Source organism: Rhodococcus sp. FH8 (assembly GCF_019266085.1).
GTDB classification, from domain to species: Bacteria; Actinomycetota; Actinomycetes; order Mycobacteriales; family Mycobacteriaceae; genus Rhodococcus_F; species Rhodococcus_F qingshengii.
In genome coordinates this window covers 131,510-144,886 of record NZ_LPNQ01000078.1, presented here as the reverse complement: position 1 = coordinate 144,886, position 13,377 = coordinate 131,510, and the positions used below count along the sequence as shown (strand labels likewise).

Annotated in this window: 13 protein-coding genes; 7 read left to right on the top strand and 6 right to left on the bottom strand. The window is 62.4% G+C overall.

Annotated elements, in window-relative coordinates:
- Positions 1–4: 4 nt before the first annotated feature.
- Positions 5–2,539: an alpha/beta fold hydrolase gene (locus ATN38_RS24480; protein ID WP_030534966.1), complete on the bottom strand. Its 2,535-nt coding sequence runs from the start codon at positions 2,537–2,539 to the stop codon at positions 5–7.
- 178 nt (positions 2,540–2,717) lie between these two features.
- On the opposite strand from ATN38_RS24480, the gene ATN38_RS24475 reads away from it, so the two are divergent.
- The 3 genes from ATN38_RS24475 to bluB all read left to right on the top strand — a co-directional run bounded on the left by ATN38_RS24475 (position 2,718) and on the right by bluB (position 5,080).
- Complete coding sequence (locus tag ATN38_RS24475) at positions 2,718–3,320, top strand: lipocalin family protein (RefSeq protein WP_042924492.1); 603 nt, start codon at positions 2,718–2,720, stop codon at positions 3,318–3,320.
- An 81-nt stretch (positions 3,321–3,401) separates the two neighbouring features.
- Positions 3,402–4,454, top strand: coding sequence for a GTP-binding protein (locus tag ATN38_RS24470; protein WP_054187604.1), 1,053 nt, complete (start codon positions 3,402–3,404; stop codon positions 4,452–4,454).
- Positions 4,451–5,080: a 5,6-dimethylbenzimidazole synthase gene (gene bluB, locus ATN38_RS24465; RefSeq protein ID WP_218748841.1), complete on the top strand. Its 630-nt coding sequence runs from the start codon at positions 4,451–4,453 to the stop codon at positions 5,078–5,080. The genes ATN38_RS24470 and bluB overlap by 4 nt, the downstream gene beginning before the upstream one ends.
- Before the next feature lie 40 nt (positions 5,081–5,120).
- Here the strand turns inward: bluB and ATN38_RS24460 are convergent, their stop codons facing one another.
- From ATN38_RS24460 to glp, 4 genes are all read right to left on the bottom strand, one after another.
- Complete coding sequence (locus tag ATN38_RS24460) at positions 5,121–6,560, bottom strand: DEAD/DEAH box helicase (RefSeq protein ID WP_042450056.1); 1,440 nt, start codon at positions 6,558–6,560, stop codon at positions 5,121–5,123.
- Positions 6,561–6,788: 228 nt separating this feature from the next.
- The gene (locus tag ATN38_RS24455) at positions 6,789–7,202 is read right to left on the bottom strand and encodes a molybdenum cofactor biosynthesis protein MoaE (RefSeq protein ID WP_007731311.1); all 414 of its coding nucleotides are present in this window, start codon (positions 7,200–7,202) and stop codon (positions 6,789–6,791) included.
- Entirely contained in the window at positions 7,195–8,181 is a 987-nt protein-coding gene (moaCB, locus tag ATN38_RS24450) for a bifunctional molybdenum cofactor biosynthesis protein MoaC/MoaB (protein ID WP_047271627.1), read from the bottom strand. Before moaCB ends, ATN38_RS24455 begins: the two co-directional genes overlap by 8 nt.
- 28 nt (positions 8,182–8,209) lie before the next feature.
- Positions 8,210–9,412, bottom strand: coding sequence for a gephyrin-like molybdotransferase Glp (gene glp, locus ATN38_RS24445; protein WP_218748839.1), 1,203 nt, complete (start codon positions 9,410–9,412; stop codon positions 8,210–8,212).
- A 111-nt stretch (positions 9,413–9,523) separates the two neighbouring features.
- Between glp and moaA the strand changes: the two genes are divergently transcribed.
- The 3 genes from moaA to ATN38_RS24430 all read left to right on the top strand — a co-directional run bounded on the left by moaA (position 9,524) and on the right by ATN38_RS24430 (position 11,901).
- Positions 9,524–10,582, top strand: a complete 1,059-nt coding sequence (gene moaA / locus ATN38_RS24440; RefSeq protein ID WP_218748833.1) for a GTP 3',8-cyclase MoaA — start codon at positions 9,524–9,526, stop codon at positions 10,580–10,582.
- Positions 10,575–10,832, top strand: coding sequence for a MoaD/ThiS family protein (locus ATN38_RS24435; RefSeq protein ID WP_003944706.1), 258 nt, complete (start codon positions 10,575–10,577; stop codon positions 10,830–10,832). The genes moaA and ATN38_RS24435 overlap by 8 nt, the downstream gene beginning before the upstream one ends.
- A gap of 313 nt (positions 10,833–11,145) precedes the next feature.
- Positions 11,146–11,901 carry a hypothetical protein gene (locus tag ATN38_RS24430; RefSeq protein ID WP_003944763.1) on the top strand — a complete coding sequence of 252 codons (756 nt, stop codon included), beginning with the start codon at positions 11,146–11,148 and terminating at the stop codon, positions 11,899–11,901.
- A 25-nt stretch (positions 11,902–11,926) separates the two neighbouring features.
- On the opposite strand, the gene nadE is transcribed toward ATN38_RS24430, so the two are convergent.
- Positions 11,927–12,751, bottom strand: coding sequence for an ammonia-dependent NAD(+) synthetase (gene nadE / locus ATN38_RS24425; protein ID WP_054187784.1), 825 nt, complete (start codon positions 12,749–12,751; stop codon positions 11,927–11,929).
- A 68-nt stretch (positions 12,752–12,819) separates the two neighbouring features.
- On the opposite strand from nadE, the gene ATN38_RS24420 reads away from it, so the two are divergent.
- Entirely contained in the window at positions 12,820–13,374 is a 555-nt protein-coding gene (locus ATN38_RS24420) for a nucleosidase (RefSeq protein ID WP_007736063.1), read from the top strand.
- The last annotated feature ends 3 nt before the right edge of the window (positions 13,375–13,377 follow it).

Below are 13,377 nucleotides of genomic sequence, written 5' to 3'. Positions count from 1 at the left end.
CTGGTCACGCTCGATCACAGACTCGATCGATGATCGCCGCAGTCTTGCGGACGTACGGTTGGCGGACGACGTCTTCGTGGCACGCGTCGACGTCGTCGAAATCCAGTGAGCCCGTGGCAATGAGTGACCAGATCTCGCGTCCACGGTTGTTGGTGGCTCCACGGATCACGGTGACGGGCGCGGCGCATGCTCGTATCCGATGCTTCCGGAGCGCCTGGCCTCCTATGTAGAGGAACACGGTCCACTGGGTGGCCGGCGGGTACTGCAGAATGCCGGCGAACAGCGTGCGGATCCACATGGCCGCGACGGTGCGTCTGGTCGGCTTCCAGCGGGCATTGGTGGATGGTTGTGGTGCAAGGTCGACGATCGACGGATCCAAAGTGATGCCCGCTCGACCAGCCAGTCGTGCGGCAGCCTCGGTGGAGATTCTGGTGTCGAGAACGGTGACGTGTTCGACAGTGTCACCTGACTCGGACAGCTGTGTCGCCATTTCCAGCGCCACGTAGCCGCCGTACGAGTATCCGGCGAGGAGGTATGGCCCGGTGGGCTGAATCTTCTTGATTTCGAAAATGAAACGGCGGGCGCTTGCTTTCACCGACCGGTCGGGTAGTCCGCGAGATTCGAAGCCGTGTGGCTGAAGTGCGTAAACCGGCCGATCGGTGTGCAGCGCTTTCGACAAGGTGGACAGCGTCGTCGATGGGCACCCCGCTCCGTTCATGATGAACAGCGGTCGCCCGGAGCCTTCGAGCTTCAGTGGCACCATCGTGTTGTGACAGACGCGATCATCGGGATCGATTCTGCGCCGATCCACCAGCGCTGCAAGGTCTTTGACGGTACTGGCGGCCGCGAACTCCGCCGCCGTGATCCGGATCCGGAACATGTCGTGAATCTTTGCCACCACTTCGGTTGAAGCAAGCGAATCGCCGCCGAGTTCGAAGAAGTCGTCCTCACGGTCGATGGAGTCGATACCGAGAATCGACTCCCAGATCGAGGACAACCACAATTCGGCGGGCCCGGCGAGAGTCGGTGGAGTGGACCGCACCTCGACGGAGGGCAGCGCTGTTCGATCGACCTTTCCTCTTTCGTTGCGGGGCAACGCCGGCATCAGAACAAAATGTCGGGGGAGCATCCAGGCCGGCAGATATGTCGCCAATTCGCGCCGCATCTCGGCGCCCGACCGTGCCATCACGGCTTTGGTCAGGACCACGTAGGCGACGATCTCCGGTCGATCGTTCTCGAGGACGACGGCCACGAAAACATCGGCGACGCCGGGAATTCGACGAATATGCGCCTCGACTTCCATCGGTTCCACCAGATAGCCCCGAATCTTGACGGCGTCGTCGACGCGTCCCCGCAGTTGCAGTTCTCCGCGTTCGTCGATGCGGCCCCGGTCACCGGTCCGGTAGATGCTCACTCCGTCGCCCAGGCGCGTGAATCGTGTTGCAGTTCGATCCGGGTCGCCGTGGTATCCGTCGGCAAGATCACTGGAGACAACCTGAATCTCTCCGATCTCTCCGTCGGGGAGAGGCACGCCGTTCACATCGACGATCTGTACGTCCTTGCCGTCGCGAGCACGTCCGGCCGGTACCACTCCGACGGGTAGTTCGGAATGTGGTGGGAACACGTTGTACGCGACGACACCGGTCTCGGTGGTGGCCAGCCAGTTGACGTACGTGACGCGAGCGAAGCCGTGACTGCGATGGCGCGCGTAGTCCTCGCCGTGAACTGCTTCCCCGTACGTTACGACGACGCGTAGGGAACCGATCGAATCATCATTTGCTGCACCGCAATCGAGATCTGACCACGCCCGCAGAAAAGACGGCGCACAGTGCGTGGTCGTGATCGAATTCTCGATCAGCCAGTCGTCGATTCCCGAGACGCCGTCGATACGTGGATCCCAGCAGTAGACCGTGACTCCGTTCATAAGCCCCATGATCAGGGCCGTGATTCCGGCTCCGAAACTGACGGGCAACAGGTTCCCGATGTGATCGTCGGGTCGCAGGTCGATTGCTGCGGCGAGTTCGTCGGCCTTGTTCAGGCACATGGAGTGGCTCAACACGACTCCCTTGGGTGCCCCGCTGGTGCCTGACGTGAACGCGATCATTGCAGGGTCGGAACTCGATGGTTCCAACGCGCTGTCGAATCTGAAGCCCGTCGCAGCAGACTCGTCGAGTATCGACTGCAGCGGGACTGCACCCGAGGTGCTCATGATGTGCGCTCGGCGGGCCTCGGGGAGTTGTGGGTCGATCATGACCAAGGGCCGACCGGAAATCAGAGTGGCGAGGATGGCGGGCACCGACTCGGCCGTTGGTTCGAGATCGACCGCAACCGGGCGTGCCCCGTGTGACCCACGTAGGCGAAGTTCGCGGACCAATGCGTCGGTCCGGAGTTCGAGTTCGGCGAAAGTGATCCGGTCGCGCGGAGTCACGACGGCAACGGCGTCGTGCTGCATAGAGGTGACTCGGCGCCACCTCGACTCGATCGTCTCGTCGATGACTGCATAGCGAGTGCGTTCTAGACCTAAGTCGACAACCTTCATCACAGTAGCTCCGTCCGACTTTCAGCTATCTTTTAGCAAAGACTACATAAGGTTTGTGAAGTAGGTCCATAACAAACCAAAAGTAGTTTTACATACCGCCCCATCCTCCAGTCCGTCAGCTCCGAATGTCTTGAGGAACCAATGCCGATCGAGCGTTGTACAGACGAGGAGCAGTGACATGAAGTGGTCGGGGCGAAGTGCGATTGCGATTGCGGGAGTGTGCGCCGCAGCGACGATGTTTTCGGGAACCGCGCAGGCGAGCCCACTCTGGGAACCCTTGCAGCCGGTGGCGAACCTGGACGTCGCGCGCTACGTAGGGGAATGGAACCAGGTGGCGGCGATTCCTCAGCCCTTCAACCTCGCGTGCGCGAAGGACACCCGGGCGAGTTACGGGATCGTCGATTCGTCGAACGTGAGCGTGAAGAACACGTGTACGACGTGGACCGGTCAAGCCAACGAGATCGTCGGGAATGCCCGAGTTACCGATCCAGCAACGGGTGCCCAGTTGCATGTGAGCTTCCCCGGGGTGCCCTCACAGGAAAGCTTGGACGGCCCACCCAACTACATCGTCACCTACATTGCCGACGACTATTCGTGGGCACTGGTGGGCGATCCGCTCAGGCTTTCCGGGTTCGTGCTCTCACGGTCGGCGGTCATCGACGCGGCAGGCTGGAGTGAGATCCGCCGGGTCGCCGAATCCCGTGGATACAACGCATGCACGATCCTGACGTCACCGACCACCGAGGGCACGTCGGACATCCGTCCGCTCTGCACGGTGTGAGTCTGCTGTCAGCGTGAACCTTCCGGAGCCACACTCCACTACGATCACTGATCGGTACGTGTGGTTTCGGAAGGTTGTGTGGTGGCGAAGAAGCAGATTCCCGTAATAGTCGTCGCAGGCTTTCTCGGTTCGGGCAAGACGACGCTGCTCAACCATCTTCTGCGTAACAACGACGGTGTACGCATCGGCGTGATCGTCAACGACTTCGGCTCCGTCAACATCGACTCGATGATGGTCGCTGGTCAGGTCGATTCGATGGTCTCTCTCAGCAACGGCTGTTTGTGCTGCGCTGTCGACGTCTCGGACATGGACGAGATGCTGAACAAGTTGGCGCACCGGCAGTCCGGGATCGACGTGATCGTCATCGAGGCCAGCGGGCTTGCCGAGCCGCGGAACATGATTCGACTCGTCCTCGGAAGTGAGAACCCGTCTGTCGTCTACGGCGGCCTGGTGGTCCTGGTCGACGGAGCCAATTTCTCCACCGTTCGCCGCGAACATCCCGAGCTCGATCAACATGTCCGCCTGGCAGACCTGGTGGTAGTCAACAAGATCGACAGCGTTCCGGTCGCCGAACGCGAGCGATTCACGACCGAAATTCGTAAGTTGAATCCGCGAGCGCCGATGGTGGAAACCTCGCACTCGCGGATAGACCCCGCTCTGTTGTTCGATACCGGCGAGGTGACCCCTCCGGCTCCGGGCGATCAACTGAGCCTCGACGAGCTCCTGCGCGACGGGCACGACGACGATCACGAGGACGGCTCGTGTCACCACGATCACCTGCACCACCGCTACGAATCGGTTGATTTCGCATCGGAGACGCCTCTCGATGCCAGGGCTCTGACGCACTTTCTCGAGAATCAGCCGTCGGGTGTTTACCGCATCAAGGGCTTCGTGAACTTCGAGATTCCGGGCTACACAGGAAAATTCGAGATCCAATCGGTGGGTGATCATGTCCGGATCACGCCGCTGCGATGGAAGTCGGGCGAACCTCGAACCACGCAACTGGTCGTGATCGGTACCGGGATGGATTCGGGGGCGGTCGGCAGCGCGCTCCGCGCCTGCATGCGCGAAGAAACGGTCGAACCGCACCCCGACGCCATGCTGGGATTGCACCGCTATACCGTCGGGGCGTGAGTGAATCAGCTGTATCCGTGTACGAAGCGATTCGGCGACGGCGAGACGTTCGCGCTGAGTTCTCGGGAGAGATCGTCCCCGACGAAACTCTGATGCGCATTCTCGACGCCGCCCATCGCGCGCCGAGCGTGGGAAACACGCAACCGTGGGATTTTGTGGTCGTTCGTAATCCGGAGACGCTCGACACCTTCGCGGCACACGTCGCCGATGCCAGGGTGAATTTCGCGCAGTCCTTGCCCGAGGATCGCCGCTCGACGTTCGACCCCATCAAGATCGAGGGAATCGCCGAGAGTGGTACCGGCATCGTCGTCACTTACGACTCGTCGCGCGGTGGCCCGAACATCCTCGGCCGTCATACCGTCGACGACACCGGGCTGTTCTCGGCGGTGCTGGCAATTCAGAATTTGTGGCTCGCCGCGGTAGCCGAGGAGATCGGCATCGGCTGGGTTTCGTTCTACGACGAGAAGTACCTCACCGAACTCATGGGCATTCCGTCACCCGTTCGCCCCATTGCGTGGCTGTGCGTCGGCAAGGTGACCGAGTTTCAACAGGTTCCGGATCTCGAACGCTTCGGATGGCGACAGCGCCGGCCACTGGCCGACGCTGTCCATTACGAAACCTATTGAGTTGTACCGGGCGGTGTTGCGCGCGGGGCGGCGGTGTGGCCTAGCGTGCGGGACGGCCACCGGTGGAGCCTGCGGTGCGAGCGCCGCCGCCGGTGCGGGGACGGCGAGCGCCACCACCGGCATGTTCCTGACGGGCAGCTCCGCCGGTGCGAGCACCGCGTGACTGACCGCCCTGTCCGGAGCGAGCCTGACCCGAACGTGCTGCGCCGCCGCGTCCACCCTGGCCGGCGGGACGCTGTCCGCGTCCGCCGTTGGGCTGGGCAGGAGCCTTCGGAGCCGGCGTGACGTGCGGTGCGATGTCGCCGACCAACTTGACGACGTGCTCGGAGTTGGCAGTCGAACGGACCGGGGTCACCTTGATGGCTGCCTTGCGCATGAGGATTGCAAGATCCTTACGCTGCTCGGGCAGAACCACGGTGACCACGTCGCCGGCGCTGCCTGCGCGAGCGGTGCGACCACTGCGGTGCAGGTAAGCCTTGTGCTCGGCCGGCGGATCGACGTGGACGACCAACTCGACGTCGTCGACGTGGACGCCACGCGCTGCGACGTCGGTGGCGACGAGGACGCGCGCTTCACCGGCGGAGAATGCCGCCAGGTTACGGTCGCGAGCAGCCTGCGAGAGGTTGCCGTGAAGGTCAACGGACGGGATGCCCGACTCGGTGAGCTGGCGAGCCAACTTGCGAGCCTGGTGCTTGGTGCGCATGAACAGGATGCGACGACCGGTACCGGAAGCGAGCTTCTCGACCAGAGCCTTCTTGGCTTCGACGCCGTCGACGTCGAACACGTGGTGCGTCATTGCGGCGACGGGGGAGTTGGCCTCGTCGACCGAATGCATGACCTCGTTCTTGAGGAAACGCTTGACGAGCTTGTCGACGCCGTTGTCCAGCGTTGCCGAGAACAGTAGACGCTGCCCGTCCTGCGGCGTGGACGAGAGGATGCGGGTGACGACGGGCAGGAAGCCGAGGTCGGCCATGTGGTCGGCCTCGTCGAGCACGGTGATCTCGACGGCGTCGAGACTGACGAACTTCTGCTTCATGAGGTCTTCGAGGCGACCGGGGCAGGCGACGACGATGTCGACTCCGGCCTTGAGAGCCTGAACCTGGCGGTGCTGCGAGACACCACCGAAGATCGTGGTCACGCGCAAGTCGTATGCGGCGGCCAACGGTTCGAGGGTTGCGGTGATCTGGGTGGCGAGCTCACGCGTCGGTGCGAGCACCAGGCCGAGCGGTCGACCCGGACGACGCTTTCCTCCGGACAGTTCGCCGGCGAGGCGGGAGACCATGGGGATGGAGAACGCGAGGGTCTTGCCGCTTCCGGTCTTTCCGCGGCCCAGTACGTCGCGCCCCGAGAGAGTGTCGGGGAGGGTGTCGATCTGGATCGGGAACGGAGAAGTGATTCCGCCGTCTTCGAGAGCTTTCACCAGCGGTGCGCGCACACCGAGGGCTGCGAAGGTGGTAGCGGGCGTAGAGATGTCAGACAAGTGTGTTCAGAGCCTTTCAGGCACGTGTTCGTGCCCGGATGCCGACACGGGAATTAACCGGTCGAACAATCAAGCACAGTGGTGGCGGCGCTGCCGGTCGGCAGGCTTCTTCGCCGTAAGAAGAGCGGGTGCATTGAGCACTCAGCAAGAAAATTTGCGTTCTACGACGCTGGATGCCCGATTTCAGGCACCTAGTGATCGCAACTCTACCTTCCCGGAGCGTTCGACCTACAACCCGACCCATTCGGAGACGCCGTTCGCGAAGTGTTGCCGCTTCCAGATCGGTACCTCGTGCTTGATGCGCTCCACCAGTTCGGCGCACGCGGCAAACGCCTCCGCTCGATGCGGCGCGGCGACGGCGGCGACCAGTGCGAGGTCGCCGATCTCGAGGTGACCGACGCGATGGATCGCGGCAACCGGCAGGCCGGTCGAGGCCGCAACCTCTTGGCAGCACGTCTGGAGGAAGCGTTCGGCATCCGGATGCGCTTGGTACTCCAACGCCGAAACCGCTTGACCTCCATCGTGATTGCGCACCGTTCCCGTGAACACCACAACAGCGCCGTTCTTCGGACCGGCAACGGCGGCGTCGACGGTGTCTGCGTGAATCGGTTGCTCGGAGATCCGAGCCAGTAGCTCACTCATCGTGCGCTCCTCCGCCTGCGACCTGCGCGAGCAGGTGATCGATGATGGGTTCGAGGACGGCGAGACCGTCCTTCACTCCACCGGGAGAACCCGGAAGATTGACGATGACCGTCGTACCTGTGAGACCTGCCACACCACGGCTCAGCGACGCGTGCGGTGTCTTCTCGAGGCCCTTGGTCCGGATCGCTTCTGCGACGCCGGGCAACTCACGGGTCAAGACTGCCCGGGTAGCTTCCGGGGTGGCATCCGTGGGGGAAGCCCCGGTGCCGCCGGTACTGATGACGAGTGACGGGGAGCCCTCCTTGGCGTCAGCGATGCCCGCCGCGATGTCGGCGTCGGCGTACACAAGCGGTCCACGTACCTCGAAGTCCCGTTCACGTAGCCAGGTCGCGATCGTGGGTCCGGTGGTGTCGGGTCTGGTGCCGTTCGCACCGCCGGTGGAAGCCACGAGGACGGTCGCGGACCGTGCCGAGGTGAAGGTGTGCGCCGGAGCTGTCTGTGCGTTCTGAGTGTCGCGGGTCCAATGTCCGCGCTTACCACCGTCTTTGGTGAGCAGACGAACACCGTTCATGGTAGCTCCGGGGTCCACCGCTTTGACCATGTCGTGCAAGGTCAGGCCGGCTACCGCGACGGCGGTGAGTGCTTCCATCTCGACGCCGGTCTGTCCGCGAGTCTTCGCCGTCGCCTCGACGGTGATCGATGTTTCGGTGAACCCGAATTCCACCTTGACCGACGAGAGCGCGAGTTGATGACACAGCGGGATCAGTTCGGAGGTCTTCTTCGCACCGGCGATTCCGGCGATGCGCGCGGTGGTGAGGACATCAGCCTTGGGCATGCCGTCGGCGCGGACGAGGCGAACTACCTCGGCGGTCGTGACGAGTTCGCCGGCAGCGACGGCGATACGCGTCGTCTCGGCCTTGGCGCTGACGTCGACCATGCGCGCTCGGCCCTCGCTGTCGACGTGTGTCAATTCGGTCATCAGTGTCCTTTGAATCAGATCGAGTGAATCAGATCGAGGAAGTCGAGAGCGGGACGACGTCGACGAGATCGCCCGCGCCGAGCTCGGTCACGGCGGCGGGGATGTCGATCAGGACGTCGGCCCACGCCATGGCTGCAACAAGGTGCGATCCGGGTCCGGCAACGAGTTCGATTCCGTCCGCAGTTCTGCGTGCCCGCAGGAACTGCCGCTTGCCGTCCGCCGAACGCAGCGGTGCAGTCAACGGGAGTCGCTCGCGCGGGATCTCGGGCAGGCCCGCGGCCCGGCGCAGTTCGCCCCGTGCGAAGACCTCGAAGGAGACCATCGTGCTCACCGGGTTGCCCGGGAAGCTCAGTACCGGCACTTCGTTCACCACTGCAGTGCCTTGCGGACCGCCCGGCTGCATTGCGACGTGGCCGAAGTGTGCTCCCAGAGGCGTGAGAGTTTCCTTCACCACCTCGAAGTCGCCCATGGACACTCCGCCGGAGGTGAACACCAGATCAGCGACCGAGGTTGCGTACGAGAGCAATTCGCGGAACTCGGCGGGGTCGTCGCTGCTTCGGGCGACGGATACGACATCGGCGCCGTTGGCTTCGGCCAATGTTGCCAAAGCTGGACCGTTGGAATCGTAGATCTCACCGGGTTCGAGAGTTGTTCCGGCACTTTTCAGTTCGGCGCCCGTCGTAATTATCGCGACCCGTGGCTTCGTGTAGGTGTCGAGCGAGGCCAGGCCCACAGCACTCAGCGCGGCGATATGGCGAGGTTCCAAGTGCGTTCCGGCCGTGACCAGTAGCATTCCGGCGGTGATGTCGCTGCCACGTTCGCGTACGAATTCGCCTACCGACCTGCCCCGTTCGATCGTGACGACGTGCTCGGTGACACCCGTTGTGTCCTCGACCGGAACAACGGCGTCGGCACCCTCGGGGAGCGGAGCACCGGTCATGATGCGAAATGCCGATCCTGGAAGGTGTTTCGGTGGTTTTCCGCTTCCAGCGGCGATCACGCCTCGAACCGTCAGTGTGGTCGGAACCGAGGCCACAGAAGCAGCATCGACGGCATACCCGTCCATCTGCGAGTTGCGGAAGAGTGGCAGGTCTACCGGCGATGCGATATCCGAGCAAGTTATGCGCCCCAACGCTTCTGCCGTCGGAACTGCCGTCGGAGAGAGGGTGTGCAGGCCGGTGAGCAATCCGGAGATGTGCGACGCGTGTTCCTCGACCGAACGCGCGCTCATGACAGTAACCTCGACAACCTCGACATGTTTTGATCCTAGGCGGTGTGGTCCGTCCGACACACGGAGTACGGCTTTCGGTCATACTGGAGCAATACGGAAGTTGGTGAAGTGATGACAGTGGTCTCGATGGGAATTCCCACCGTGCGGTTCGACGCTGCCTCCCTCGCCGGTCGTCCCGAGACGGATCTCCTGGTCGACAGGTTCGGGCGTGTTGCCAGAGATCTGCGAGTCTCGATCACCGAGAAGTGTTCACTTCGTTGCACGTATTGCATGCCGGAGGAAGGCTTGCCGGCCATCGCTGCGGAAGATCTTCTGAGTGCCGACGAGATCATTCGAGTAGTCGGAATCGGCGTCGAACGAGTCGGTATTCGCGAGGTGAGATTCACCGGCGGCGAACCGCTGATGCGTAGTGACCTCGAAAAGATCATCGGGGGGTGCGCCGCGCGCGTGCCAGGAATTCCACTTTCCATGACTACCAACGCCGTTGGGCTCGAACATCGTGCCGCAAAGCTGGCTGCAGCTGGTTTGACCCGCGTGAATGTTTCCCTGGATTCGGTTGATCGCGCCCATTTCGCTGAATTGACGCGTCGAGACAGGTTGCCGTCCGTTCTCGCGGGAATTCGAGCGGCAGCTGCGGCCGGGCTCGCGCCACTGAAGATCAATGCGGTGCTGATGCGTGAAACGCTCCACGGCGCGGCGGATCTTTTGCAGTGGTGCCTCGAAGCCGGCGTCGAATTGCGCTTTATCGAGCAAATGCCTCTGGACGCAGACCATGCATGGGCACGCGAGAACATGGTGACCGCGGCTGAATTGTTGTCCCTTTTGGGAAGCCGTTTCGAATTGGAAGCAATCGGCCGTGAAGATCCGTCGGCTCCTGCCGAAGAATGGCGTGTCGACGGGACCACGATGACGGTAGGGATCATCGCTTCCGTGACCCGCTCGTTCTGCAGTGAATGCGATCGGACGCGAATGACCGCAGAGGGAACAATTCGGTCATGTCTGTTCAGTGACCGTGAAGTTGATCTGCGTGCCGCGCTCAGGGCCGGAGCAAGTGACGACGAACTAGCGGATTTGTGGCGCGGTGCGATGTGGAACAAGTGGGCTGGGCACGGCATCGACGCCGCGGACTTCGTTCCGCCGGAAAGAAGTATGGGAGCGATTGGTGGCTGATCCGCATTCGATCTCGGTTCGTTACTTTGCTGCTGCAGCGGATGTATCCGGTTGCCGTAGCGAGGTAGTCGCCATCTCGCCTGACAACACACTTGCCGAGTTGGTGGCGGTGCTGGTCGGGCGATACGGACCGGAGATGGAGCGAGTGCTGTCGGTCTCGGCTTTCCTCGTCGGTGACGAGTTGACCCGCGACGTCTCTCGAGCCTCCGGTAGCGCTGTCGATATTCTTCCGCCTTTCGCTGGAGGCTAGTCCGAGAATTGCCGGCGTAGCTATTTGTGGGCTGCCGACGTATTATCCTTTTTCGGTTTGCCGGTCCAAATATTCATATCTTGATCACTCCAGCTCAAGTGGCATCTATCTCCGTTTTCTCCATTGTTGGTCAATTGTCCAGCATGGTCGTTTTGTTTAGTTTCTCCTACTTTTGGGGGAGCGAATGCACTTCGAATTGCCAAGGTGAATTGTCATCTGTTTGGATGACAAAAGAAATACCTTCGCTGTTGGTAATTGTCGACATGTGTTAATTTTGGCGCAATTCCACTCGGGATATGTGAAAGGTATTTCAATGTCGATTAATTCCACGCGCCGTGTCGGAGTCGTCGTAGCACTCCTCGGGGCAGCTGCACTCACCGCTCCGGCAATTGCTACTGCGCTTCCGTCCACCGGTTCTCTCGGCTCTTCTGCGCCGGAAGCCTCCTGCTCGACCCTGTCCACCGAAGCGACGCCGAACGGTTGGGGCATCCCGTTCACCGACGAGAAGGATCAGACCGCGTCGTACTCGGCCGACAACGTTCTCGACAAGGACGGTTCACTGAAGCTGGCCGTCGACGGTACCGGCGATCGTTCGGTTTCCTACCATTCGGCCGGCGGTATCAAGCTGTCCGACGCAGTCGGCAAGGCGATCGGCTTTGCCGAGCGCGCCGCCACGCCGACTGCGGCGTTCCAGCTCCGCCTCACCGGAACGACCGGCGGAAAGTTCGAGAACGGATTCACCACCCTGGTGTGGGTCCCGGGACCCGACGCGACGCCGACGGCTGACGGCGGCGTTCACGCGGATCTCCAGAAGGGCGTGTGGTGGAGCACTCAGAACATCGACGGCGCCAAGGACCGCGTGTCAGTGCCTTTGGCTGACATCGTCGCCGCGAACCCGAACGCGGTAGTCGACCACTACGGCGTCAGTGTGGGCACCGGTTCCGCCGCCACGTCGACGCTGGTCGATGCAGTGCAGTTCAACGGATGCACCACCAACTTCGCGAAGAAGGATCCGGCTTCGGGAACGGGTTCGCTGGGCGACGTCTTCGGCAGCCTGTTCGGTAGCTAGTCGCTGGTAAGAGCTCTGGTAGGAGTTACTTCCACCAGTCATCGAGGGGTGTGACCGGCACCGTGCGCTTGTGACGAGTGTTGGTGAACATCTTCTCGAGCTTCTCGGCTACCTCGGAGGAAACGTCCTTTCCTTCGAGGTAGTCGTCTATCTGTGAGTACGTGACGCCGAGGGCAACTTCGTCGGGTAGCGCGGGTCGGTCGTCCTCGAGGTCGGCGGTCGGCACCTTGCGCCACGTGCTCTCGGGTGCGCCCAATTCCTGCAGCAATGCGGCGCCCTGGCGTTTGCTCAAGCCGGTGAGCGGCGTGATGTCGACACCGCCGTCACCGAATTTCGTGAAGAAGCCGGTAATCGCTTCTGCGGCGTGGTCGGTACCGATCACGAGGTAGCCGAGCTGACCGGCAATCGCATACTGGATGACCATTCGTTCGCGCGCCTTGATGTTGCCGCGGACGAAGTCGCGTAGTTCGCCGTTTCCCAGCGCCTCGGAGGCCTCACGGGCCGTCGCGTCGGCGCCAGGCTTGACGTTGACCGTGAGAGAGCGGTCCGGCTTGATGAAGCCGAGCGCGATCTGAGCGTCGGATTCGTCGGCCTGAGCGCCATAGGGGAGTCGAACGGCGACGAACTCGGCCTCGTGGCCTTCTTCGCGAAGTTCCGTGACCGCGCGTTGGGCGAGGGCTCCGGCGAGCGTGCTGTCCTGACCGCCGCTGATTCCCAGAACGAACCCTTTGGCGGGGGTCGAGCGCACGTAGTCCTTCAGGAACTGGATTCGCGCGCGAACCTCCGCTGCGGCGTCGATTGTCGGCTTTGTGCCGAGTTCTTCGATGATGCTTTCACGCAGTGTGGCCATGAATGGACTCTAGCGATGTGAGCAGGCGCGTGCAGTGCCACCGTATCCGGGGCGGTACGGTCGCGCACATGAGTGCGAACAACGTTCTGGTGGTCAGTGCGACGAAGTCGGAAGCGGCATACGTGCCGCAAGGATGCGAACTGCTGGTCACGGGGATTGGAAAGGTCAGTGCTGCAACAGCAGTCGCCTCTGCTCTCGCGCGGTACGAGCGGGATGATCTGCCGCTGGTCGTCAACATCGGGACAGCCGGTGCGCTGCACGCGCACCACGGCGGCCTCTATGTTCCCGGCGTCGTCATCAATCACGACATCAGCAGCACCGCGATCCGAGCGCTGGGGCACGACGTCGCGGACCGTTTGGTGCTCGCCGGCGGTGACGACTCGGTGTTGGCGACCGGCGACGCATTCATCGCCGACGCTGCAACCCGGGACGCCCTTGCACAGCGAGCCGATCTGGTCGACATGGAGGGGTTTGCCATCGCATTCGCCGCGCAGGCTGCGGGTGCTACCTGCCGACTCGTCAAACACGTCAGCGATCACGCGGACGACTCGGCCTTGGACTGGCCCGCGATGATCGATGCCAGCGCCCGCGAGTTGGGGCGCTGGCTGCTCGACAACGTCTGATCG